Here is a 24160-nt window from a genome sequence, read left to right as displayed (position 1 = left end):
GCGGTTACTATCTTGTACAAGTTAGCAAGGAAAGGTCGTCGATGGAAGGACGCGTACGGCGCATCCGGCAGCCTCGGGTTGCCGAGATCGTGGCGTCCAAACTGCGCGACGACATCCTGTCCGGCCGCCTGCGTGAGGGTGACATCCTTCCCACACAGGAGAGCCTGTTCCAGGAGTTCGGGGTCAGCCCGCCCGCGTTGCGTGAGGCGATCCATCTGCTGGAGACGGACGGGTTGATCTCGGTTCGCCGCGGAAACGTCGGCGGTGCCGTGGTGCAGATGCCCTCGGCTGACCGCACCGCCCACATGATCGGCATGGTGCTGCAGACCCGCGCTGCCACACCCGCCGATGTGAGCGAGGCGCTGCTGCGTCTGGAACCGATCTGCGCCGGCATGTGCGCGGACCGGGAGGACCGTGCCACCGAGGTGGTGCCTTACCTACAGGCCGAGATCGAACTGCAGGCAGCGCAGTTCGAGGACACCTCGCAGTACGTGCCGAACGCCCGCAGGTTCCACGAAGCCCTGGTGTCTCGATGCGGCAACGAGCCGATGATCCTGCTCATCGGCTCGCTGGAATTGATCTGGTCGACGCACGAGTCGTCCGTGTGGACCGGGGAAGACGGTGCCGGCATGTCCGAGAAAACCATGCGCGCGGCGCTGCGTGATCACCAGAGGCTGGTGGACGCGATCACCGACGGAAATACGGCCAGGGCCACCAAGCTCGCAGCCGACCATCTCACCGCCGCCCGGCGCACCACGCTGGCCGCCGGTAACGACAAAACCATTGAAGCGAGGTTGATTTCGCATGACAGATGACCGGGTGCTGTTCGAGGTCGATGGGGACCACCGCATCGCCACCATCACGCTGAACAATCCCAAGCAGCGCAACTCCTATGACGCGGCCATGCGCGACGAGGTGGCCCGCTACCTCGACATCGTGGCCGACGACGACGACATCACCGTGGTGCTTTTGCGTGGTGCGGAGGGCGTGTTCAGCACCGGGGCCGATATGAACAACGCGTACGGCTGGTATGGCGAAGCGGGAAAGAAGGACGCCGCGCCCAAGAAGTCCCGCCCAAGCCAGCGGCGCCGACTCACGGTGGACCGCAAGTCGTTTGGCTTCTACCACAATTTCATGGGCTTCCCCAAGGTCACGGTGGGTGAGATCAGCGGCTACGCCCTCGGCGGGGGTTTCGAGATGGCATTGATGACCGACATCTCGGTGATCGCCCGTGACACCAAGATCGGGATGCCCGCGACGCGGTTCCTCGGCCCGGCCCTGGGCAGCCTGCACATGTTCTTCCACCGCCTCGGTCCGGTGCTGGCCCGGCGGATGCTGCTCACCGGCGACATCGTCGAGGCCGGCTCCATCGAGCACCTCGGCATCTTCACGGACACCTGCGATGCCGACCAGGTGACGGCGCGGGCGCAGTACTGGGCGGCCAAGGCGGCCAAGATGCCCGCCGACGGGGTGGTGATCGCCAAGGAGGCGTTCCGCCTCGTCGAGCAGAGCCAGGCGTATCAGGGGGAGGAGGTGGCCAGCTACATCTTCCACGCCTACGGCACAAACCTGCAGTTCTCGCCCGGTGAGTTCAACTTCGTCAAGACCCGGGCCCAACATGGCACCAAAGAGGCGTTCCGGCTGCGTGACGAGCATTTCCACGTCCCGGAACCGCAGTAGCCAACCACATGCCGACCCACCTACAGTGGGTGCTACGTTTACATAATCACTGGATATCGTAAAGGCGGATTCATATGCCCACACCCGTAATCGTCGGTGCCGCCCGCACCGCCATCGGCCGCTCCTTCAAGGGGACGCTGGTCAACACGCCGCCGGAAACCTTGATCACCACGGTCCTGCCCGAGGTCGTGCGTCGTGCCGGAATCTCCCCAGAAGCCATCGACGACCTGATCTTCGCCGAATCCAATTACGGCGGCGGCGATATCGCGCGCTACGCCGCCGACGCGCTGGGCTGGGAGTCGGTGCCCGGCCAGGCCGTCAACCGGCACTGTGCGGGGTCGCTGACCGCCATCGGTAACGCGTCGGCCCAGATCGGCTCCGGCATGGAGCGGGTCCTGGTGGCCGGCGGTGTGCAGTCGCTGTCCTCGTCGCCGCTGATGAAGTGGCGGGTGCCCGGCTTCGGGCCCGAGATCGAGTTCATCGAGCCGTGGATGACCCCGACGCACGTCGAGACCCCTGATGCGCCGATGCGCGACATGTCGATCACGGTCGGCTGGAACACCGCACAGGCCGCCGGCATCACCCGCGAGGACATGGACGCCTGGGCGGCGCGGTCGCACCAGCGCGCCATCGCCGCGATCGACGCGGGCAAGTTCCTCGACGAGATCGTGCCGCTGAAGGTGAACCAGCCCGACGGGTCGGTCATCGAGTTCAGTGTCGACGAGCACCCGCGTCGCGGCACCACCGCCGAGAAGCTCGCCGAACTCAAGGTCCTGCACCCGGAGATCGAAGGATTCTCCATCACCGCGGGCAACAGCAGCGGCACCAACGACGCTGCCGCTGCTGTCGCGCTCGTCGGCGACGACTATGCGGCTGCGGAGAACCTCAATGTGCTGGCCACCGTACGGGCCTGGGGTGCGGTAGGCGTCCCCGCCAAGGACACGGGTCTCGGCGGCGTCGAGGTGATCGGCAAGGTCCTCGGCCGGGCCGGGCTCAAGCCCTCGGATGTCGCGCTGTGGGAGATCAACGAGGCGTTCGCCTCGGTGCCGATCGCCGCGGTGCGCAAGTACGGCCTCGACGAGGAGCTGGTGAACTTCTCCGGCAGCGGCTGCAGCCTCGGACATCCGATCGCCGCCTCCGGTGCCCGGATGGTCACCACGCTCGTCTACGAACTGCAGCGCCGTGGTGGCGGCATCGGCGTCGCCGCGATGTGCGCGGGTGGCGGCCAGGGCGGCGCCGTCGTCATCGAGGTCTAGCTCGTTTGACGTGAGCCCGACGGGTGGTCCCGTCGGGCTCACGTTCGTCGGTGGTCTCCGGGACTGCTTCGGCGTCGGCCTTGCCCGCTGCCTGATACTCGTGTAGCTCGGCACGAACAGCTTCGTCGAAGGCGCGGTCGAGGCTGGCGTGCGCGAGTCGCCGGGCCGCCCTGCGCATGGTGTCCACGAGGTCAGCGGCCCAGGCGAGTTCGGCATCGTTGGTGGGGAGCCACCCGGGCCCCCGCTGCCGGACCACCTCGGTATGCCCGCCGCGGGTCAGCTCGCGAGCAGCGGCGTCAAGTTTCTTGTCGACCGCGGTACTGGTTTTCAGGAGTATCTCCAGCGGCATTCCGCGGGAGATCAGTGCGGCGAAGTCATCGATGAGGCGTACATCGCTGACCGAGTAGATGTTCTCGTCGGCAGTGGGCTCGATCAAGCCATGGGTGGTCAAACGCCGCAGCATCGACGTGTCCAGGTCGCCGAGCCGTCCCTCCAGCTCTTCGAGGGACATGGTGCGTGGCTGCGGGTGCGACCACGGTGCGGTGACCAATTCTTCGAGGTCGGACAGATCCAGCACATCGACGAGGTTCTGCCCGGGCTGCAACCCGGTCAGGAATTTCATGATGTGCTTGAGCGTGAAGCCCTCACTGAGCAACCGGGTGATCGCGCGCAGCTGGCGCAGGTGGCGATCGGTGTAGATCGCCACCCGGCCCCGACGCTGGGGCCGGGGCAGGAGCCCGTTGTCCTGGTAGACGCGTACGTTCCGGGTTGTCGTCCCCGCCTCCCGAGCGAGGTCGTCAATCCGGTACTCGGTCACCCCGGAATCCTATCCGGTAGCCAGGGGACTGCCGCTGACCTGCGCCAGGGCGGTCATGTTGTCGCGACCCGCGGTCTCGTCGTCGCGGCCCGCCGCGGTGATCTTGTAATCGTGCAGGTTGAGATTCTTCAGCTGATTGACGTACTGGGTGGCGAACCCCGGATACATGGTCGCGTTGAAACCGTCCTCGGTCAGATACCAGCTCTGGCAACCGGAGTTCCAGGTGGTGGAGCCCAGACGCCGTTGGATGTCGTCGTTGTACCGGTTCTGGGCCTCCGGGCGGACATCCAGCGATTTCCATTCGTGCCGCAGGAGCGTCGAGATCGCCTCGACGATGTAGTTGATCTGAGCCTCCATATACACCAGTGCCGAACTGTGTCCGGGGCCGGAGTTCGGGCCAAAGGTGAAGTACAGGTTGGGATAACCCGACACCGCGACGCTGCGGTACGCGTAGGCGCCGCGACTCCATTCGGCGGCCAGCTCACGGCCTTCGATGCCGGTGATCGGGAACGGGGTGCCGGTCTTGCAGACATCGAACCCGGTGGCGAACACGATGCAGTCGAATTGGTGCTCGATACCCTCGACGGTGCGAATCCCGTTGGGGGACAGCCGAGCGATGGGCCAGGTCACCAGCTTGCAGTTGTCGGCCTGCAAGGCGGGGTAGTATTCGCTGGTCATCAGGAGCCGCTTGCATCCGGCGGAGAAATCCGGCGTCAGCTGGCGCCGCAACCACGGATCCTTCACCTGCAGACGGAGATTGGCGCTGCTGACCGCCTCGACGAGCCGGGTGAACGGGGTGTCCCAGACCACGCCGAGGGCAACCGACTCGTGTCCCCAGTACCAGACGCTTCTCATCAGGCTCTGGGTCACCGGGAGGTTGCGGTATAGGCGCTTGAGCCAGCCACTGGTGGGAGTGTTGATCCGCGGCAGCACCCACCCGGGGGTCCGCTGAAAAACCTTGACCGCCTTCGCCGTCTTCACCAGCTCGGGCACGATCTGCACTCCGCTGGCACCGGTCCCGACGACCGCGACCCGTTTGTCGGTGAAGTCGTAATCGTGATCCCACCGGGCGCTGTGGATCTTGTGGCCTTCGTACGTGTCGATCCCGGGGATGTTCGGGAAGCTGGCGTTGGCCAGCGGACCGGCTGCGACGATCACACTCCGGGCCCGCACCGGTTCCCGGCCTTCGAGGTCGACGGTCCACTCGCCGGCCTCCGCGTCGTAGGAAATACCGACGACGGTGTGCCCGAACCGGATCGTCGGGGCGAGGCCGGACGACTCGACCATGCCGTCGATGTACTCCAGGATTTCGGAACTGCCGGAGTACGTGTGTGACCAGTCCGGGTTGGCAGCGAAACTGTACGAATACAGCCGGGACGGGATGTCGCACGCCGCACCGGGATAGGTATTGTCACGCCAGGTTCCGCCGACTCGGGAATCGCGCTCGAATATCGCGAAATCCTCGACGCCCTTGGCCTTGAGCCGGATGGCCGCGCCGATGCCGGCGAATCCGGCACCGATGATGGCAACAGAGATGGTCATGTGAGGGCTTCCTTCAGGCGACGGGTTCGTAGGTCAGTTCCTGTGACCAGGTCGGGGTGTTCTCGACCAACGACATCGGAATCACTCCGGTGATCTTGACCAGTGAATCGGCCAGCCAGTGGTACTTGGAGGTCCGGTCGATCACCTTGCGGCTCTGCCACGAGATGAGCCGGTACATCGGCAATCGGCGGGCGAATTCGCTTCGCTCGCCCACGCTTTGGAACCTGCGCATCGCCTGGTACAGCCGGTCCTCATTGACACCCATCTCGACGATGTTGTCGCGCATCTTGTTCAGCAGCGGGAAGTAGCTGAGCACTCCGACCAGGAACGTGGGCTTGATCCAGCCGCCCACCAGCTCTATCAGCAGCTTGCGCATGTCGGCATGCCCGAGGATGTCCATCACCTCGAAGTCGACGGCCAGGTGCCGGGACTCGTCGGAGTTGATCCGCTTGAACACCTCCTGCGCCACCGGATCTTTGACCTCATCGGTGATGAACTTGATCAGCGCCCCGTCCAGCGCGACCTCGAGCATGGGGATGACGGTGCCGAGGAACGTCAGACCCATTCCGTCGGAATGCTTGTCGAGCCAGTTGATGACCAACTGGACGTTGACGTTCGGCGGCGGGATCTCGTCGTCCTCGAGCATGCCCCACCTACGCATCAAGGCGAGTTCGGCGTTGGCGTGCTTCTGTTCCTCGGCGTGGAAATGCTCGTAGATGCTCTTGAGCGTCGGATTCGGTGCCTTCTTTGCCAGCGCGGCAAAACCGCGAGCGCCGACGTTCTCGATCCACATCAGGTCGGTCATGAACGGCTTGAGCTTGGCGTGCAGTTCGGGTTCGATCAGCTCGGCTCCCGGTGCGTCCCAGTCGATGTCGATCAGGGCCCATTGCCGGTCTTTGATCATCTGCAGCATGTTGTCGAGATCCATCGCCATGGTGCTTCCTTTCGGTAGAGCAGGTGTCGGGAAGGGTTCAGTCTTTGGGGAGAACTCGGCCGAGTAGTCCGGCGCCCCGGACATACAGACCGGGAAAGTGCCGCTTCAGGTGCCAGATGACGGTGGCGTCGATCTGGGGCACCACGTACAGGCGGCCGCTGTCGTGCGCGTCCAGGGTGCGGGCTGCGACGTTGTCCGGAGACAGCCCGGTCCACCGGGCCAGTTGCTGGCTGAGGTTCATCGAGCCTGGGGTGATGCGGCCGTCCTGAAAGACGTTGGTCTTCACGAAAGTCGGGCACAGCACTGTCACCGCGACACCTGCGCCGGCGAGCTCGGCGGCCAGCGTCTCTGACAGCGACATCACGCCCGCTTTGGAGACGTTGTACGGCGCCATCGACGGTGCGGCAGCGAATCCCGCTGCCGAGGCCACGTTGATGATCCCGCCGCGGCCGGCCTCGCGCAGGATCGGCGTGAAGACCTCGCACCCGTACACGACACCCCACAGATTGATCCCGAGTGCCCAGTCCCAATCCTCGAATCCGATGGCGCCGACGGGCTTGCCGCCGACGCCGACGCCGGCGTTGTTGATCACCAGGGTCGGTGGGCCACCGAAAACACTGGCGGCTTGCTTGGCCAACTGCTCGACTGCGCTGCGATCGGATACGTCGCAGACCACGGCGTGGCCCTTGCCGGTGGGGAGTTCGTCGATCAGTGCCACCGTCTCGTCGGCCCGGTCGGAATCGATATCGGCGCAGATGACCTCGCCACCCCGCCGGGCGAGCTCAATGGCGAACGACCGCCCGATGCCGCTACCGGCGCCGGTCACGACCGCCTTCGCGTCAGTGCAACGCCGGGTGCCACGAAAAGCATTGAGCAGCATGTCGATTCCGAACATCAGCACACCTCCATCTGGGTATCGGGTCGGTCGTCCGCGAGCACGGCGGAGATGAACCCCGCCGCCCGCCGCAGTGCCGTCGCTGCCTCGGGCGCAAGCCGGGGCAGTGCTTGGAAAACGTGCACCATGGCGGGCCAGACTTCGAGGGTGCTCACCCCTCCGGCCCGGGTGACTTCGGTATCGAGGTAGCGCGCGTCCGCGCTGAGCATTTCGAACTCGCCGACCTGGATCAGCATGGGTGGCAGGCGATCCGCCTTCTCGAAGTCGAGGCGCAGCCGCGGCTGGCCCGGGTTCTGTGCCGCCGTGTACAGCCCGACCAACTGCCGCGCCGCCGTCGCCGACATGGCCGGGTCGCGGCGCACCTGTTCCTGCTGCAGCGCGAGTTCCATGGTGAGGTCGATCAGCGGGGAGAACAGCACGACTCCGGCGGGCTGGAAGCCGGGTTCGTCGGCGTGCTGGAGCAGCAGGTCGCAGGTCAGGTGCCCACCTGCGGAGTCCGCGCCGATCACGACGTCCGATGCCGAATATCCCTGCGCGAGTAACCACCGATAGCCCGCTTCGACGTCGTCGGCGGCGGCCGGGAATCGGTGTTCGGGAGCCAGGCGGTAGTCGACGGAAAAGAACGGCATGCCGGTGGCTTGGGACAGCTGTGCCACCAGCTTGCGGTGGGTGTGCGCCGAACAGATCACGTAGGCGCTGCCGTGGATGTAATACCCGGCGCGCGTGCCGAACTTCACCCCCGGACCGATCACCCATTCGCCGCGGACTCCGGGTCGGCGGACCGGGATGACCCTGGTGCCGTCGGGCATCGATCCCAACGTCCCCATGATGGTGGCGATGAGTCCGCGGGAAAACCACACTCCCGGTCGGTTCATCGGGATGACGCCGGTGAGGCAGCCCAACGTCCAGCGGGTGGTGGCGGCCGCGACGACGGCACGCAGAGAACGGCCGCTGGGCACAGCCGGCAGGTCGGGCGAGGCAACTGCGGTCACGCGGTTTACGTCACCACAGACTGTTACATTTGTCAATGTAACAATCGGCGATGACGTGACGGCCGGGTGCGCTGGGTGCCGGCTTGCCGGGGAGTGGTGGGTACGCGAAATCACCCGGCCGCGAACGGAAATCCGGGTTGGTGGGTTTTCGCTGAAGCGACCGAAGCGCCAGGGGGCGGCTTCGACTCAGGTGAAGGCTGCGCCTATTTGCGCTTGGTCTTGGTCGCGGTCGGTTGTGCGATGCGCGCGGCCGCGTGGTCGAGGATGCACTCCAGGCCGTACTCGAAGTTCTTCTCGTCGGCCGCGCCGATGCGGTGTCCCTCGTTGGTGACCTGTGCGAGCAGCGGCGTGACTTCCGGGTCGATGACCATCGTCTCTTCGTAGTCGCCCGGGGCGTTGTCGTTGGCCCGGTTCTTCTCGTAGAGACGGTGCAGCACAACCGATCCGCGCACGTGTACCGAGACGGCCGAATAGGTGTCGAAGGCGTCCTCGACCGGCAACCCGGCCTCCACCAGGCCGGAGATCGCGGTCTCCATCTCCTGCACGCCAAGGCGTGCGGCACGCGCGCTCAGGGCGGAGCGAATGAGAATGAGATCACACAGAATGGGATTGCCCATGAAGGCTTTTCGCATGGTCCGGGCGTGGTTGGCCAACGACTCGCGCCAGTCCTTGGCTTCGACGTAAGGGGTGGCGACCACGAACTCGCGGAGTGCGCGGTCGGTCATCGCGTTGAGCAGGTCGTCCTTCTTACGGAAGTACCAGTAGATGCTCGTGACGCCGACGCCGAGATGTTTGCCCAGTAGTGGCATGCTGAGGTTGTCGATCGATACCTGCTCGGCGAGTTCGAATGCGCCCTTGATGATGTCTTCGGGATTGATGGACCCGCGTTCGCGCCGTTGACGTTTCTCAGCCGTCGGTTGCTTTGCCACTGCGGGCACCTCCATCGAAATCGATTCTGCTCAAGCCGTCCCTGTGCCGCGGGTCAATCGCAGGTGAATTTACCGCCGGCGACCACCTGAACTGCGCCAATGTGCGCGTGTCGCGGGGTCTTGTCGCTGTCGAGCTTACCGGTAGCCTCTCTGTTGCTGCCGTCCACAGTGGGCGCCGAGGCGTCGCTCGGGGGTGGTGGACGGGGTTCCGGGTTTTTACTGTAACCCCTATAGTAGGCTTTTCCGGGTAATTGGGCCGCAAGCGAAGGGGCAGTTGGTGTCGGAAGTAGTTCTGCGGGAGCGTCGGGGTCGCACGCTCATCATCACGATCAATCGTCCGGAAGCGCGCAATGCGTTCAATCTCGCGGTGGTCCAGGGCCTCGCCGATGCCATGGACGAACTCGACGACACCCCGGAACTGTCAGTGGCCGTCCTGACCGGCGCCGGCGGAAACTTCTGCGCCGGCATGGACCTCAAGGCGTTCGCATCGGGGGAGCTGCCCTACGTTCCCGGCCGCGGCGCCGGCTTCACCGAGCGTCCGCCGCGCAAGCCACTGATCGCCGCGGTCGAGGGGTTCGCGCTCGCCGGTGGTACCGAGTTGGTCCTGGCGACCGACCTCGTGGTCGCCTCCAAGGTCGCCAAGTTCGGCATCCCTGAGGTCAAGCGTGGTCTCGTCGCCGGTGGCGGTGGCCTGCTGCGACTGCATCAGCGCATTCCGTACCAGAAGGCGATGGAACTCGCGCTCACCGGCGACAGCTTCACCGCAGAGGAAGCCGCCGCGTGGGGTTTCGTCAACAAGCTGACCGAGCCCGGTGAGGCGCTCGACGGTGCGCTCGAGCTCGCCGATCGGATCACCGCCAACGGCCCCCTCGCCGTGGCCGTGACCAAGGAGATCATCGCGTCATCCTCGGAGTGGTCGGCCGACGAGATGTGGAAGAAGCAGGGCGAACTGCTCGGACCGGTGTTCTCCTCCAATGACGCCAAGGAGGGGGCGATCGCCTTCGCCGAGAAGCGGGCGCCCAATTGGACGGGTTCCTAAGTCCGGCGGGCAGGAGCGAAGCGACCGGGGGGTTATTCAGGCCATGGATCTCGGGTTCGCAGGTGCGGCCACCGTTGTCGTGGGTGGTGGCCGCGGGATGGGTTTTGCCACCGCCCAGTGTCTGGCGGAGGACGGCGCGCGCATAGCGATCGTCGGGCGGTCCCGGGACGTACTCGACGCTGCCGCAACGGAGCTGGGTCGGCTGGGATCGCCGGAGGCGGTGGCGATCGTCGCCGACACGTCGGACAGCGCCCAGGTCGAGCAGGCGTTCGCCGAGGTCGGCGCGCGTTGGGGTGAGCTCAACGTCTTGATCAACACGGTCGGCCCCGGCGCCGCGGGCAACTTCGAAGAGCTGACCGACGACCAGTGGCAGGACGCATTCGACACCGGCCTGATGGGCATGGTGCGCTGCGTACGGGCAGCATTGCCGTTGCTGCGCAATGCGGAATGGGCTCGCGTCGTCAATTTCTCCGCGCATTCGGTCCAGCGGCAGAGCACTCGGCTGCCGGCTTACACGGCGGCAAAGGCGGCGCTGAACAGCGTGTCCAAGAATCTGTCGCTGTTGCTGGCCAAGGACGAGATCATGGTCAACGTGGTCTCGCCGGGCAGCATCTCCTCGGAAGCGCTGCGAGGCTGGGCCGACACGGTAGGTGTCGACGGCAACGATCCGTATGCGTTGATGGCTGCCATCGACGAGCATTTCGGACATCCGGCCCACCTGCCGCGCGCCGGTCTTCCCGGTGAAATCGGTCCCGTCGCAGCCTTTTTGGCGTCCAAACGCAACTCGTACATGACCGGCGCCAACGTCAACGTGGACGGCGGATCGGACTTTATCTAGGGGGCGATATGGCAACAGCAGCCGACGCGCGGGACTGGGCTCGCTCAGCCTTGCGCGGGATCGGTGACTCGCTCTACACCCCGTTCTGTGGAACCGATGGCGACGATATCGACTGGGACGCCTACCGGTACCTGGTGCGCTACTGCGTCGGCGATCTCGGTCATCAGATGCTCTGGTGTACCAGTGGTTTGGCCGAGTTCTGGGCGCTGACCCTCGCCGAGCGCAAGCAACTGCTCGAGGTGGCGATCGAGGAGGGGCGCCGCGCCAACCCGGACGTGGTCGTGCAGGCCTGCACTGCGGCCACGTCGGCCAAGGACTGCCTGGAGCTCACGCTGCACGCCCAACATGCGGGCGCCGACATCGTCTACATCCAGACCCCCATGATGGAGGCGCACGCGGGGGAGGGCGTCCTTCGCTTTTTCTCCTATATCGCCGAACGCACGGATATCGCTCTGGGCATGTTCAATTCCCCGTCATCGGGCTATGTCCTGGCACCGGACGAGAGCGCCCGGATTGCCGAGGCAATCCCAGCGGTGTGCGCCACCAAGGAGGGCGCCTTCCGGCCGGCGGCGAGCCGTCGGTTACACGAGCTGGCGCCGTACCTGGCGGTCTGGGAGTGCGACACCACGGTGTACCGGGCCGGCTGGCTGCGTGAGGGCATCGTCTGCCCGGCCCAGTTGGGCACTGCCGGATACCTCTACGAGACCCCGCAACGCCGCATCTTCACCGAGTACTGGGATCTGGTGTACGCCGACCGGCTCATCGAGGCGATGGACTTCGGCCGGGAGTCCGGGTTGGACCAGTTCGGCCTGGACATGGGTTCCTGGTTCACCTGTTATCCGGGTCGAGCCGACTATTTCACCCACTGGGCCGGCGCGTTCAAACACGCGGCGTCGGTGCTGGGATTGCCTGTCGGCGAGTACCCGCACTCCCGTCCGCCCCAGGCATTGTTGCCGGATGCGGCGAAGACCCAGATCGAGACCGCTTATCGCAAGCTCGGCTTGATCGATTCCTGAACCGCCTTTGTGCAGGTCGCGGCACCAACGCCGGGCTTGCGGAATGCACTACCGATAGGTATACAGTATGTATGTCTGAACGGCTGGTGTGGCATCGGGGAGGTATCGGCGGATGACGGTCGCTGACAGTGTCGGAACCGAGGCTGTTCTCTACGAGGTGACCGATGGCGGCGTCGCCGTCATCACCCTCAACCGCCCCGATCGGCTGAACTCCTGGGGCGCGGACATCTCGGCCGGCGTCTACGCGAGTTTCGATCGCGCCGAAGCTGATCCGGCGGTCCGGGTGATCGTGCTGACCGGGAGCGGCCGCGGGTTCTGCGCGGGTGCCTACATGGGCGCCATGCAGGATCTGGGCGCCAGCATCAACGAAGACACCGATGTCAGCAAGATCGTCGGCGAACGTCACCCTCATTTCCTGACCGAACTGCGCAAGCCTGTCATCGCCGCGATCAACGGGGCGTGCGTCGGCATCGGGCTCACGCACGCGTTGATGTGCGATGTCCGGTTCGCCGCCGCCGGAGCGAAATTCGCCACCGCCTTTCCCCGTCGCGGGCTGATCGGCGAGTACGGAATCACCTGGATCCTGCCAAGACTGGCCGGCTGGGGCGCGTCGGCGGACCTGCTGCTGAGCGGACGGACCTTCTTCGCCGAGGAAGCCGTCGCGCTCGGTTTGGTGAAAGAGGTTGTGGCGCCGGAAGATCTGCTGAGCCGGGCGCTGGAGTACGCCGAAGATCTGGCTCGCAATTGTTCACCGGCCTCGATGGCTGTCATCAAACGTCAGCTCTACGGCGACGCCCACGACGACGTGCGCGATGTCAGTGCCCGCGCCGAGACCCTGATGCACGAATCCATGGTGCGGCCCGATCTCATCGAGGGCATCACCGCGTTCTTCGAGAAACGACCCCCGAACTTCCCGCCGCTGAAAGAAGGTTGATGACATGACCGACACCCCAGAGCGTCTGCCCTACCTGGCCGTCGATGTCGACAACCATTACTACGAACCGACCGATGCGTTCACCCGGCACTTGCCCAAGGAGTTCCGGAGCCGTGGAGTGCAGATGGTGCAGGACGGCAAGCGGACCCTGGCCGTGATGGGCGGAACCGTCAACCACTTCATCCCCAACCCGACCTTCGACCCGATCATCGAACCGGGCTGCCTGGATCTGCTGTTCCGGGGAGAGATCCCCGAGGGCGTCGACCCCGCCTCCCTGATGAAGGTCGACCGGCTCTCCGAGCACCCCGAGTATCAGAATCGCGATGCCCGGGTGAAGGTGCTGGACCGGCAGCGCCTCGAAACCGTGTTCATGCTGCCGACTTTCGCCTGTGGCGTGGAGGAGGGGCTCAAGCACGACATCGAGGCCACCATGGCCTCGGTGCACGCCTTCAACCTGTGGCTGGACGAGGACTGGGGATTCGACCGGCCTGACGGCCGTTTCGTGTCGGCTCCCATCATCTCGCTCGCCGATCCCGAAAAGGCGGTCGAGGAAGTCGAATTCGTGATCAGCCGGGGTGCCAAGCTGGTGTGTGTGCGCCCGGCCCCGGTACCCGGTGCGGTCAGGCCGCGCTCCCTCGGCGACCCGTTGCACGATCCGGTGTGGGCCCGGTTGGCCGAGGCCGGTGTCGCCGTCGTATTCCACCTGTCGGACTCCGGATACATGGCGGTCCCGGCGCTGTGGGGCGGCAGCGGGGTGTTCAAGGGATTCGGCAAGCGTGATCCGCTCGACATGGTGATCATGGACGACCGCGCCATCCACGACACCATGGCCTCGATGATCGTGCACCAGGTCTTCACCCGGCATCCCAAGCTCAAGGTGTGCAGCATCGAGAACGGCTCCTACTTCGTCTACCGGCTGATCAAGCGTCTGAAGAAGGCCGCCAACAATGCGCCGTACCACTTCAAGGAGGATCCGGTCGAGCAGTTGCGCAACAACGTCTGGATCGCGCCGTACTACGAGGACGACGTTAAGCTGCTCGCCGCAACCATCGGCGTCGACAAGATCCTGTTCGGCTCGGACTGGCCGCACGGCGAGGGGCTGGCCGATCCGACCACCTTCACCGCGGACATCCCGCAGTTCCCGGAATTCAGTCTGGAAGACACGCGGAAGGTCATGCGCGACAACGCCCTCGAACTCCTCGGCGACCCGACCCGGACTGCGCCCGGCGTCGCAGGCCTGGTGTCGGTCTAGCCGCCGCCATGGGCGAATGGACGATCGGCGCCGTCGTCGACGCGATTGCCGAGGCGGTACCCGACCGGGAGATGACGGTGTGCGGCACTCGCCGCACCACCTTCGCACAGGGAGCTGACCGGACCAGCCGGCTGGCCAACTTTCTGGCCTCGCGCGGATTGGGCGCGCACCGCGAACGTGGGGACCTGAACCGCTGGGAATGCGGCCAGGACGTCGTCGCACTCATCATGCACAACGACCTGTATCCCGAGATGGTGATCGGCTGCCTCAAGGCGCGCACGGTCCCGGTGAACGTCAACTACTACTACTCGCCGGGCGAGGTGGCCGACCTGCTGGCGTACCTGAAGCCACGGGCGGTGATCTACCACCGCTCGCTGGGGGCGAAGTTCGCTTCTGCACTGGGGAATGAAGCGCTGCAGGCCGAACTCCTGATCTCGGTCGACGACGGCGATGGTGCCGAGCTACCGGGGTCGGTCACGTTGGAAGACGCTCTGGCTCAGGGTGATACCCACGCCGCGCCGCCGGGCTCCCCGGATGATCTGCTCATGGTCTGTACGGGCGGTACGACCGGCCGTCCCAAAGGGGTGATGTGGCGCCAGGGCGACATCTACGTGTCGTCGATGAACGGTGCCGACCATGAACAGGTGAGCGAGATCCACGACAAGGTGGTCAATGCCGGCCCACCGTGGTTCGCGGTGTCGCCGTTGATGCATGCCGCCGGGATGTGGACCGCGTTCTCCGGCCTGCTGTCCGGCCAGACTGTGGTGCTGCACGACACCAAGCCACGCTTCGACCCGCGCACCGTGCTCGAAACCGCGCAGCGGGAGAAGATCGGGCTGATGACGATGGTGGGCGACGCCTACGCCGCGCCGATCGTCGAGGAGCTGGGCCGGCGATCCTATGACCTGTCGTCGATGTTCGCGATCGGCACTGGTGGGGCGGCAACCAACCCGAAACATCAACGCGCACTGCTGGAACACATCCCGCAGATCACCATCATCAACGGATTCGGTTCTTCGGAGACCGGCAACATGGGCTTCGGCCACACCCAGCGCGAAACCCCGACCGCCGAAACCTTCCAGCTGCGGGCCGGAGGTCTGGTCCTGGCCGACGACTACTCCCGGTTCCTGGATCCCGGCGACACCGAGGTGGGCTGGGTGGCGCGCAACGGCCGAATCCCACTCGGCTACTTCAACGACGAAGCGGCGACGGGTAAGACCTTCCCCGAGGTGGCCGGTGAACGGGTGGTGGTCTCCGGTGACCGCGCCTCACTCGATGCCGACGGCACCCTGCGGTTGCTGGGCCGGGATTCCTTGGTGGTCAACACCGGTGGGGAGAAGGTGTTCGTCGAAGAGATCGAGGAAGTGCTGCGAGCCCACTCTCTGGTCGTCGATGCGCTGGCGGTGGGCCGGCCCAGTGAGCGGTGGGGCGAGGAGATCGTGGCGCTGGTGGCTGTGCGGGACGCGGTCGACGCCGATGCTCTCCGGGAACACTGCGCCACCCGGCTGGCCCGGTTCAAACTTCCCAAGGACGTGCTGTTCGTCGAGGAGATTCGCAGACTCGGCAACGGCAAGGCCGACTATCGCTGGGCCAAGGGCCTGGCCTCGGAACAGGCGGAGATCAAGGCATGACACACACGGAGAATCGGGTGATCGACTGTCTGGCCAACGTGCATTTCGGCGAGACGGAGAACCAGCCCACCTTCATGAAGAAGGTGCGCGACGATTATTTCAAGGGCCCGCAGTCGATGTACGACCCCATCGACCTGTCGGAGCTGCTCGACGAGATGGACACCCACGGTGTGCAGAAGGCGATCCTGATGGATTCGCTGGCCAAACCGTCGGTGACGGCGCGGAAGTTCGTCGAGGCGCATCCGGACCGCTTCGCGCTGGCGATGGGCGGGGTCAACCTGTTGCGCCCCATCCCGTCGCTGCGTGAACTCGCAGCCGTCGCAGCCGACCTTCCGGTCGCCTATACCGTTGTCGGACCCAGCTTCTGGGGAGACGGGCAGTATCCGCCGAGCGATGCGGTCTACTATCCGCTCTACACCAAATGTGCCGAGATGGGACTGCCGCTGTGCGTCAACACCGGCATTCCCGGCCCGCCGATTCCGGGCGAGGTGCAGAACCCCATCCACCTGGACCGCGTGTGTGTTCGGTTCCCGGAGTTGAAGCTGTGCATGATCCACGGCGCAGATCCGTGGTGGGACATCGCGATCCGGATGCTGATCAAGTACCAGAACCTGCGGTTGATGACGTCGGCCTGGGCACCCAAGCGGTTGCCGGAGTCACTGCTGCACTTCATGCGGACCCGTGGCAAGAACAAGATCATCTTCGCCTCGGATTTCCCGGTGTTGCGCATGCAGCGCGTCGTGCCCGAGGCGCGGGCGCTCGACCTGCCTGCCGATGTGCTGGACAACTACCTCTACAACAATGCCGCGGAGTTCTTCTTCGGCGAGAAACAACAGGAGAGCTGATGGACCGCTACGAACTGCGCAGGCTGGATTACAGCCTGACCGAGGACCACGTCGACCTGCAGACCGCGTACCGCCAGTTCTTCAAGACGCACTCCGACATCGAGGCCGTGCGTGCCGCCGAGCCTTCGGGTTTCGACAAGAGTCTGTGGGAACGGTTGTGCGCCATGGGCGCCACCACGATGGCACTCCCGGAATCCGTCGGCGGTGACGGGGCGACCCTGGTGGACCTGACTTTGGTGGCAGAGGAACTCGGCCGCTCGCTGGCGCCCGTGCCGTGGATCGACCATGTTGTCGCGGCGCGGTTGCTGGCCCGGCTGGGAGCATGCGAGTCCGAAGAGATCGTGCAGGGCACCCAGATCGTCGGGCTCGATCCGCAGCAGGTGGCGCCGAGCGGCGCCCGGCTCATCCCGATCGGATCGATCGCCGATCACATCGTCGTCCGCGACGGACAGGATGTGGTGAAGCTGGAATTCTCCACGCGGCCGGCGCGGGTCGACAACATCGGCAAGCTGCCGATGGCGTGGGTGGATCCAGCCGCCGCAGACACCCGGGTCGTGCTGGCCAGTGGTGCCGATGCCCTGGCGGAATATCAACGGGCGCTGGATGAATGGCGTCTTCTGACCGCGGCGGCGCTGGTGGGTCTGGTCGAGGAGACCATGACGATCGCCGCCGAATTCGCCAAGTCCCGGTACACCCTCGGGGTACCGATCGGGACGCTGCAAGGCATTTCGCATCCGTTGGCCAACATCGCGATCACGGTTCAGAGCGGGCGCGGCCTAGCGCGTCGGGCGGCGTGGTTCCTCGACAACGAGCCGGACGAGCGGCCGGAGTTGGCTCCTTCTGCATTCGTCTTCATGGCCGAGGAGGCCGCCAAGGCTGCCACCATGGCGGTGCATGTACAGGGCGGACTCGGGGTGTCGGCGGAGGCGGCGGCTACCGCGTACCTGGTGCGGGCGCGCGGTTGGGCGCTGGCAGGCGGTGACCCGGGTGCCACCGCGGTGCACATCGCTCAGATCGTCTCGGCTCGTGAAAGCAAGGTTTAGATATGGATTTCTCAACAGTCGAACTGTCCGCTGCGGACGAGGCATTCCGCACCGAGGTGCGCGAGTTCCTTTCGAGCATCGTGACCGAGGACGTCATCCGTCGGGACCGCGAGACCGGCGACAACTTCGACGAAGGTGTGCACCTGGCCCTTGGTGCGGCCGGCTATCTGGAGAAGGAGTGGAAGACCGAAGCAGACGGCGGCTTCTCCCGGGTGCGCCGGCGCATCTGGGAGTTGGAGAAGCGCCGAGCGGAGGTGCCATGGGTGACGTGGGGGACCACGTCGATGGTGGCCCGCTCCGTCGCGAAGTTCGCCTCGCCGGAGGTCCGCGACGACGTGCTGCGCGGAGTGTTCGACGGCAGCGTGCGGTTGTGCCTGGGCTACACCGAACCCGAAGGCGGCTCCGACGTCGCCACCTGCAAGACGCGCGCGGTGCGCGACGGCGACCAATGGGTGATCAACGGATCGAAGATGTTCACCACGGGCGCGCACAACTGCAAGTACGTCTTCCTGATCACCAACACCGATCCGGACGCGCCGAAACACAAGAGCCTCACCATGTTCCTGGTGCCGCTGGACTCCGACGGTATCGAGATCCAGGGCATCCGCACGGTCGACGGTGACCGCACGAACATCGTGTACTACTCCGATGTGCGGGTCGACGACAAGTACCGGCTCGGTGACGTCAACGGCGGCTGGACGGTGGTGCGAGAGCCGCTCGACGCCGAGCACGGGGCGGTCGCGGCCGCCGACGACGGCCTGGCCGATGTCGCGATCATGATGCACCAGGCGGGGTTCATGGCCGAGGCGGCAGACAACGTCGCCGCTCTGGTCGGGCGATCCGGTGCCGTCGATGACGGATCGGTGGCTTACCGCTTGGGGCGCAGCGTGGCTCGTCTGGAGGCGTCGCTGTCCTCACCAAGCATCTTCGGCCGGGTGGCGCTGGCGCAGACCATGCGGGACATCGCCCCGGATCTGATGGACATCGCCGGTTCAGTGGCCGCACTGCCGATCGGGGCCGACGGGGGAGCCGATGACCGCAGTGAGTACGTGTACCGGTTCGCGCCCCTGGTCGGCATCTACGGCGGCACGCTCGAGGTGTTCCGCAACATGATCGCCCAGCACGTGCTCGGCCTGGGCAAGCCGAACTATTCGGCGCCCAAGACGAAGGCTTCCTAGGAGGCCCCACCTTCAGCGCCGAAACGGCATTCCAGCAGGAAAAGTGCGAGAGGACGTCTGCTGGAATGCCGTTTCGGCGGAATGGAGGGTCAGACTTGAGCGAGCTGGCGGTTCAGCTGGTCACCCTCGATGTCCAGGTTGGGCAGGAAGCGCTCCAGCCGCTTGGGGAGCCACCAGGCCTTCTCGCCCAACATCGACATCACCGCAGGCACGATGGCCATCCGCACCACGAAGGCGTCGATCAGCACGCCGAACGCCAGCGCGAAACCGATCTGCTTGATCATGGGGTCGCCGTTGAACACGAACCCGGCGAACACCGCCATCATGATCACCGCGGCGGCCACCACGACCCGACTGGCCTGCGTGAAGCCGTGTGTCACTGCGTCGTCGCCGCGGTGCCCGTGCACATGGGCCTCCTTCATCGACGACACCAGGAACACCTGGTAGTCCATCGCAAGCCCGTAGAGCACACCGATGACGATGATCGGGAGCAGGCTCAGGATCGGCCCCGTCGCGCTCAAGCCGAACAGCTGCTGGAACCAACCCCATTGGAACAATGCGGTGGTGGCCCCGAACGTGGCCAGCACGCTGAGCAGGAATCCGACGGTGGCCTTGACGGGTATCGCGATCGAGCGGAACACGACCAGCAGCACCAGCAGTGACAGGCCGACGACCACGCCGATGTAGAGCGGTACGGCTTCGGCGAGGCGATCGGTGGTGTCGACACCCATCGCGGTGATACCGGTGACGCCCAGGTCGACGTTGTGCAGTTCGGTCAGCGGGCCGGCGTGCGCGCGGATGTCGCGGACCAGTTGGGCAGTTGCATCATCGGTGGGCCCGGTGCCGGGCACCACTGAGAACAGCGCGAATTCCTCATTGTCGCTGACCTTTTGCAGGCTGACCGATTCGACGCCGCTGAGTCGGCGCAGGTCGTTGTTGGTGTCCACGAGGTCGGCGATGGTGAGCTTGCCATTGCCCGCCGCGGGTTCGGCCACTACGACCAGCGGCCCGTTGTAGCCCTCGCCGTAGTGGGTGGAGACCAGGTCGTAGCTCTCGCGCTGAGGGGTGCCCTGGTTGTAGCTGGAACCGGCGGGCAGACCCATCGTCATGTTCAGGGCCGGCAGTGCGAGCAGCGCGGCGATCACCACACCACCGACGGCGATGGGCACCCGGTGCCGCAGGACCGCACCGACCCAGGCGGTCGCGAAACGGTGATTGGTGCCCTTCTCGCCGGACTGCGTGCGCCTGGTCTTGTCCGAGCAGATACGCTCGCCGACCAGGCCGAGCAGGGCGGGCAGCAGCGTGAGCGCTGCGATCACAGCCACGACCACAGTGGCCGCGGCGGCCAACGCCATCGGGGTGAGCAGCGAGATGCCGACCACGGTCAGCGCCACCAGCGCGATCACCACCGTCGTTCCCGCGAAAATGACTGCGCTACCGGCAGTTCCGAGCGCCCGGCCGGCTGCCTCACCGGCACTGAGGCCTTGATCGATGATCAGCCGTCGCTGTCGGTTGACGATGAACATCGCGTAGTCGATGCCGACGGCAAGTCCGAGCATCAATGCCAGCACGGCCGTCATCGACTGCATGTTGACCAGGTGTGAGAACAGGAAGGTTCCGCCGACACCCACGGCGACCGAGCTCAGCGCGGTGGCCAGTGGCAGGCCTGCGGCCACCAGTGAGCCGAGGGTGACAACCAGGACGAGGGCGGCGACGGCCAGGCCGATGACCTCACCGGCACCGACGATTTCGGGCATTTCGACCATGCTTGCCGAGGGCAGCACGTCGATCCCTGTGCCCGAGACCGCGTCGCGCGCAGCGGTCACCGTGTGTTCGACGGTGCCCGACGGCAGTTCCGCGGTCTGCTTGTCGAATTGGAACTGGTACAGGGCCGCGACGCCGTCAGCGGATACCAGCACGCCAGGCACGGGTTGGCCGTTGAGCATCATCGGGTGCGGGGCGTCAGGTCCGGAAACCGCCGGCACCTCGGACCGTGCGATGGCCGCCGTCGCGGTCAGTGTCGGGCTGGCCGGCCCCTTGGCCAACTCGGCCTGGGCCAGTGCGCGGGGGTCGAGCACGTGCTCGGACCGCGAAATGGAATCGACAGCGCGCAGCACCGCGGCGCTGTTGTCGCTGTCGTCGATGCGCTGGCCCGTCGGGACGGCAAAGGCGATGAGCCCTTGACCGCCCGAGGATTCGGGCATGCGCTGCGCCAGGTCGTCGATGACCTCCTGCGCAGGTGTGCCGTTGATGCGCATCTCGTTCGAGATCTTCGGTGGATTGGTCACGAGCAGTCCCGCCACCACGGCGATCAGGGCAAGCCAGCCGCCGATCACGAGCCATGGACGACCGAACGCAAAGCGTCCCAGCCGGTACAGAAAGGTGGACATATAAGTGAGAGTAGGCTCTCAATATGGGAGTCAGCTATCGTTTGTTGCGAAGCCCATCCTCGGTGCACGAACATGACCTGCGCCACGTCCCCCGGATCGGATATGCCTGCTCGTACCAGCCGCCGTCGCACCGACGCCTATGCCAATGAGAGCCGCATCGTCGCGGCTGCCCGCGAGGTCTTCGCCGCGCGCGGTGCGGCGGCGACGTTGACGCAGATCGCCGCACACGCGGGCGTGGGCAATGCGACGCTGTACCGCCACTTCCCGAACCGGCAGGCGCTGGCGGCAGCCGTGTACGAGGACGCGTTCGCCACCGAGGTCGAGCCGGTGATCCTGGCGCTCATCGACAGCGACGCCCCACGCGAGGCCTTCATCGACGTGATCGAACGGCTCGCCGAACTGATGTATCTCCAGCGTCCGCTGCTGCCCTCGCTGGACCACCTCACCGAGCTGACTGCCAGATTGTTCAACCGAAAGCGTGATCTGCTGGAGGCGTTGGTGACGCAGGGGCAGGCCTCCGGCGATCTGCGCGCCGACCTCACGGTCGACGACGTCCCGACCTTCGTCGCCATGGTGACTGCCGCCTCGGTGGCGCTCGACCAGCCGCCGCAACTACGCAGGCGGTACCTGAGTTTGATGCTCGACGCCCTCAATCCGGCAGACGCCCAGCCACTTCCGCCGTTATCCGACGGCAGCGTCTAACCGGTCGGCGCCAGGCTCGGTTGGACCGGAACCAGTACGGGTGGTGGGGCCGGCGGCGCCACCTGAAGATCCCCGCGGGGCACGAGGCCCGGTGGTATCCGCCCTGCACCGCTGGCCTCGGCCGGCGGGGCCTCGCATTTCTGCTGGCCTTCGTTCCAGACCCCGCCACCGTGTCGACAGCAACCCTTCGTATCGTCGATCTTCTCCTGAAGAGATTCATTGAGACCGTCGTTGAGGATGTCAGTGCAGGAGTCGAAATCCTCGATGTCCCAGACCCCGGGTTCGGCCTGCGAAATTCCGGTCGGCGACACGATGACGAACATCGCGGTGGCTGCGAATATCGCTGCAGGGGAGGCTATTCTCCTCACCAAAGTCCTCGTCGGGTTTGATGTGTTCATAGTTGTGCTCGGCATCGCCACACCCCCATCGGCCGGGCGTCCGCGACCGAATGCGCCTCGGGCGCCTGTGAATCACCTGTATTGAATACAAAGAGTGTGCGCTCGGGCCTCGGCGAGAACAACCTCTGTGTCCGGTGATGCTTTCCGGGGCAAGTTTCCGGCAAATCGCAGGTCGGCTGAACCGTCAGATGCCCAACAGCGCTTCGACGTTGTTGTGTGCGATGGCGTGGATCTGTTGATCGGACAGGCCGGAACCGGTGAGGAATTCGCTGACGTTGTCGCGCTTGACGTATGGGAAGTCCTCGGAGTAGATGATCCGCTCGGCCCCGAGCTCGGCAACCACGTGGTCGAGCTGGTGTTCGTTGAACATTCCCGATGGCGTGACCCAGATTTGTTCTCGGTAGTAGTCGCTGACGTTGCGGTCATGGTCCGGCCGCACCAATGCGAACGTTTCGTCGAGACGCTCGAGCCAGAAACCCATCACCTCACCCCAGTGACCACTCAGCAGTTTCAGGCCCGGGTGACGGTCCAGGGCGCCGGACAGAATCAGCCGGATGACGTGAATACCGGCCTCCGCGTGCCAGCCGAATGCGGGTCCGGAGAACATCACTCCGATGGCGGCAGACCAGTCGCCGAAGTAGTAGGGCCGGGCGACCTGCGCGTGAGGTAGCCCGGGATGGACATAGATCGGCAGGTCCACCGCCTCGGCCGCGGCGAGGATCGGATCGAAACGGGCATCATCGAGGAAGAGGCCGTCGAATGTTCCGGCGATCAACGCGCCGACGAATCCGAGGTCGCCGACACAGCGACGCAGTTCCTCGGCTGCGGCGCCCGGATCGTAGAGCGGCAGAGTCGCGAAGCCGCGGAATCGATCAGGATGCTCGGAAATCTGTTGAGCCAGATCATTGTTCACCTGGCGGCACAATCCGACCGATTCCGGCGCGGCCAACGTGCTGGGGCTGCCGTTGCCGTGCGAAACCACTTGAACGTCGATACCCACCGCGTCCATGTGCGCCAGACGGTGCCCACCGAGTCGAGTTGCCGCATCGCGGTCGTCGTTGAAGACCGAACCGAATTCGGCAAGGTCGTCGAGCGGTAAACCGCTGGGCGGACCGCCCAACTGGAGCACCCGCGCACTGACCTCAGGGTGCTCGAAGTGTTCTTCGACGGTGATGATGCGCATTCGCTCAGCTCCTTCGGTCCGTGGTCAATGCTCCGGTGTGAGCAGGGTCTGGATTGCCGGTGCGACGAGTGCCACCAGCGTCTCCGTATCGGCTCTGGCGAGCGCAGGTACTCCGACGATCCGGCGCCCCATGACGAGGCCGACCAGCATCGACGATGCAAGTCCGGCCCGCAGAACCGCGTTGTCATCGGTGGCGCGTGCCCCGGCGGCGTCGAGGAGTCGCGACTGGATGAATTCGCGCAGTTGTGCGTTCGCCTGCTCGTTGACCACGGCGCCTCGCAGCATTGCCATGAGTGGCTCAGAGTCTGCCGGGGCGCCCTCCCACACGTCCAGAAAGGCGCGGACCACCCGTTCGCCGAGGTGCTTGTCGGTTCCGTCGAACGCACTGGTCAAGCCCGCCAATGTATTCGATGAGATCGACATCACGGCGCCGAACAGCTCGTCTTTGGACCGGAAGAACTGCATCACCAGGGCAGCGTCAACCCCGGCGTCGGACGCCACCTGCCTGATGGTCGTCGCCGCGAACCCGTCGCTGGCAAACCGGGTACGGGCCGCGTCGAGGATGGATTGCCGGGTGGTGCTGACGCCCGGCCGCCGTCCGCGGCGCTGTTCCGGCGCCCGCCCGATCTTCGCGGTCATGTCTGCAACCTACCTTGGGGAGAACCT

At 65.4% G+C, this 24160-nt stretch carries 23 protein-coding genes; 13 read left to right on the top strand and 10 right to left on the bottom strand.

Annotated features, from left to right (window positions below):
* Window positions 1-41: 41 nt before the first annotated feature.
* The 3 genes from AB0876_RS28190 to AB0876_RS28180 all read left to right on the top strand — a co-directional run bounded on the left by AB0876_RS28190 (window position 42) and on the right by AB0876_RS28180 (window position 2936).
* On the top strand, window positions 42-815 hold the full coding sequence (locus AB0876_RS28190) for a FadR/GntR family transcriptional regulator (protein WP_526043508.1): 774 nt from the start codon (window positions 42-44) through the stop codon (window positions 813-815).
* A complete protein-coding gene (locus AB0876_RS28185) occupies window positions 805-1680 on the top strand; it encodes an enoyl-CoA hydratase/isomerase family protein (RefSeq protein WP_526043507.1) in 876 nt (291 codons plus the stop codon). Before AB0876_RS28190 ends, AB0876_RS28185 begins: the two co-directional genes overlap by 11 nt.
* A 74-nt stretch (window positions 1681-1754) precedes the next feature.
* On the top strand, window positions 1755-2936 hold the full coding sequence (locus AB0876_RS28180; protein ID WP_526043506.1) for a thiolase family protein: 1182 nt from the start codon (window positions 1755-1757) through the stop codon (window positions 2934-2936).
* Here AB0876_RS28180 and AB0876_RS28175 read toward each other — a convergent pair.
* From AB0876_RS28175 to AB0876_RS28150, 6 genes are all read right to left on the bottom strand, one after another.
* A complete protein-coding gene (locus AB0876_RS28175) occupies window positions 2923-3753 on the bottom strand; it encodes a MerR family transcriptional regulator (RefSeq protein ID WP_491838457.1) in 831 nt (276 codons plus the stop codon). The two genes, AB0876_RS28180 and AB0876_RS28175, sit on opposite strands and share 14 nt — an antisense overlap.
* A 9-nt stretch (window positions 3754-3762) precedes the next feature.
* The gene (locus tag AB0876_RS28170) at window positions 3763-5295 is read right to left on the bottom strand and encodes a flavin-containing monooxygenase (RefSeq protein ID WP_526043505.1); all 1533 of its coding nucleotides are present in this window, start codon (window positions 5293-5295) and stop codon (window positions 3763-3765) included.
* Between the two features lie 13 nt (window positions 5296-5308).
* The gene (locus AB0876_RS28165) at window positions 5309-6229 is read right to left on the bottom strand and encodes a ferritin-like domain-containing protein (RefSeq protein ID WP_491838459.1); all 921 of its coding nucleotides are present in this window, start codon (window positions 6227-6229) and stop codon (window positions 5309-5311) included.
* Window positions 6230-6266: 37 nt separating this feature from the next.
* Window positions 6267-7124, bottom strand: coding sequence for an SDR family NAD(P)-dependent oxidoreductase (locus tag AB0876_RS28160; protein WP_526043504.1), 858 nt, complete (start codon window positions 7122-7124; stop codon window positions 6267-6269).
* Window positions 7124-8116 carry an alpha/beta hydrolase gene (locus tag AB0876_RS28155; protein WP_526043503.1) on the bottom strand — a complete coding sequence of 331 codons (993 nt, stop codon included), beginning with the start codon at window positions 8114-8116 and terminating at the stop codon, window positions 7124-7126. Before AB0876_RS28155 ends, AB0876_RS28160 begins: the two co-directional genes overlap by 1 nt.
* Window positions 8117-8319: 203 nt before the next feature.
* Window positions 8320-9060 (bottom strand): TetR/AcrR family transcriptional regulator, encoded by a 741-nt coding sequence (locus AB0876_RS28150; protein ID WP_491838462.1) that lies wholly within the window; start codon window positions 9058-9060, stop codon window positions 8320-8322.
* A 262-nt stretch (window positions 9061-9322) separates the two neighbouring features.
* Here AB0876_RS28150 and AB0876_RS28145 point away from each other — a divergent pair, with 262 nt between their 5' ends.
* From AB0876_RS28145 to AB0876_RS28105, 9 genes are all read left to right on the top strand, one after another.
* Entirely contained in the window at window positions 9323-10084 is a 762-nt protein-coding gene (locus AB0876_RS28145) for a crotonase/enoyl-CoA hydratase family protein (protein WP_003881296.1), read from the top strand.
* A gap of 43 nt (window positions 10085-10127) precedes the next feature.
* On the top strand, window positions 10128-10922 hold the full coding sequence (locus tag AB0876_RS28140; protein ID WP_491838463.1) for an SDR family NAD(P)-dependent oxidoreductase: 795 nt from the start codon (window positions 10128-10130) through the stop codon (window positions 10920-10922).
* Window positions 10923-10930: 8 nt separating this feature from the next.
* A complete protein-coding gene (locus AB0876_RS28135; RefSeq protein ID WP_491838464.1) occupies window positions 10931-11938 on the top strand; it encodes a dihydrodipicolinate synthase family protein in 1008 nt (335 codons plus the stop codon).
* A 112-nt stretch (window positions 11939-12050) separates the two neighbouring features.
* The gene (locus AB0876_RS28130; protein WP_526043502.1) at window positions 12051-12872 is read left to right on the top strand and encodes an enoyl-CoA hydratase; all 822 of its coding nucleotides are present in this window, start codon (window positions 12051-12053) and stop codon (window positions 12870-12872) included.
* A 4-nt stretch (window positions 12873-12876) separates the two neighbouring features.
* The gene (locus tag AB0876_RS28125; protein ID WP_491838466.1) at window positions 12877-14124 is read left to right on the top strand and encodes an amidohydrolase family protein; all 1248 of its coding nucleotides are present in this window, start codon (window positions 12877-12879) and stop codon (window positions 14122-14124) included.
* An 8-nt stretch (window positions 14125-14132) separates the two neighbouring features.
* Complete coding sequence (locus AB0876_RS28120; protein ID WP_491838467.1) at window positions 14133-15755, top strand: acyl-CoA synthetase; 1623 nt, start codon at window positions 14133-14135, stop codon at window positions 15753-15755.
* Complete coding sequence (locus AB0876_RS28115) at window positions 15752-16600, top strand: amidohydrolase family protein (RefSeq protein ID WP_526043501.1); 849 nt, start codon at window positions 15752-15754, stop codon at window positions 16598-16600. The genes AB0876_RS28120 and AB0876_RS28115 overlap by 4 nt, the downstream gene beginning before the upstream one ends.
* Window positions 16600-17643, top strand: a complete 1044-nt coding sequence (locus tag AB0876_RS28110) for an acyl-CoA dehydrogenase family protein (protein ID WP_499046932.1) — start codon at window positions 16600-16602, stop codon at window positions 17641-17643. Before AB0876_RS28115 ends, AB0876_RS28110 begins: the two co-directional genes overlap by 1 nt.
* A 2-nt stretch (window positions 17644-17645) precedes the next feature.
* Window positions 17646-18821 (top strand): acyl-CoA dehydrogenase family protein, encoded by a 1176-nt coding sequence (locus AB0876_RS28105; protein ID WP_526043500.1) that lies wholly within the window; start codon window positions 17646-17648, stop codon window positions 18819-18821.
* Between the two features lie 89 nt (window positions 18822-18910).
* Here the strand turns inward: AB0876_RS28105 and AB0876_RS28100 are convergent, their stop codons facing one another.
* The gene (locus tag AB0876_RS28100; protein WP_526043499.1) at window positions 18911-21211 is read right to left on the bottom strand and encodes an MMPL family transporter; all 2301 of its coding nucleotides are present in this window, start codon (window positions 21209-21211) and stop codon (window positions 18911-18913) included.
* 102 nt (window positions 21212-21313) lie between these two features.
* Here AB0876_RS28100 and AB0876_RS28095 point away from each other — a divergent pair, with 102 nt between their 5' ends.
* Window positions 21314-21913, top strand: a complete 600-nt coding sequence (locus AB0876_RS28095) for a TetR/AcrR family transcriptional regulator (protein WP_491838472.1) — start codon at window positions 21314-21316, stop codon at window positions 21911-21913.
* On the opposite strand, the gene AB0876_RS28090 is transcribed toward AB0876_RS28095, so the two are convergent.
* The 3 genes from AB0876_RS28090 to AB0876_RS28080 all read right to left on the bottom strand — a co-directional run bounded on the left by AB0876_RS28090 (window position 21910) and on the right by AB0876_RS28080 (window position 24133).
* On the bottom strand, window positions 21910-22281 hold the full coding sequence (locus tag AB0876_RS28090) for a hypothetical protein (RefSeq protein WP_526043498.1): 372 nt from the start codon (window positions 22279-22281) through the stop codon (window positions 21910-21912). The two genes, AB0876_RS28095 and AB0876_RS28090, sit on opposite strands and share 4 nt — an antisense overlap.
* Before the next feature lie 214 nt (window positions 22282-22495).
* Window positions 22496-23494 carry an amidohydrolase family protein gene (locus AB0876_RS28085; protein ID WP_526043497.1) on the bottom strand — a complete coding sequence of 333 codons (999 nt, stop codon included), beginning with the start codon at window positions 23492-23494 and terminating at the stop codon, window positions 22496-22498.
* A 24-nt stretch (window positions 23495-23518) separates the two neighbouring features.
* Complete coding sequence (locus tag AB0876_RS28080; RefSeq protein WP_526043496.1) at window positions 23519-24133, bottom strand: TetR/AcrR family transcriptional regulator; 615 nt, start codon at window positions 24131-24133, stop codon at window positions 23519-23521.
* Window positions 24134-24160: the final 27 nt, after the last annotated feature.

It is taken from the genome of Mycobacterium sp. NPDC049093, from assembly GCF_040704635.1.
Lineage (GTDB): Bacteria > Actinomycetota > Actinomycetes > Mycobacteriales > Mycobacteriaceae > Mycobacterium.
This window is presented reverse-complemented; position numbering and strand designations above follow the sequence as displayed.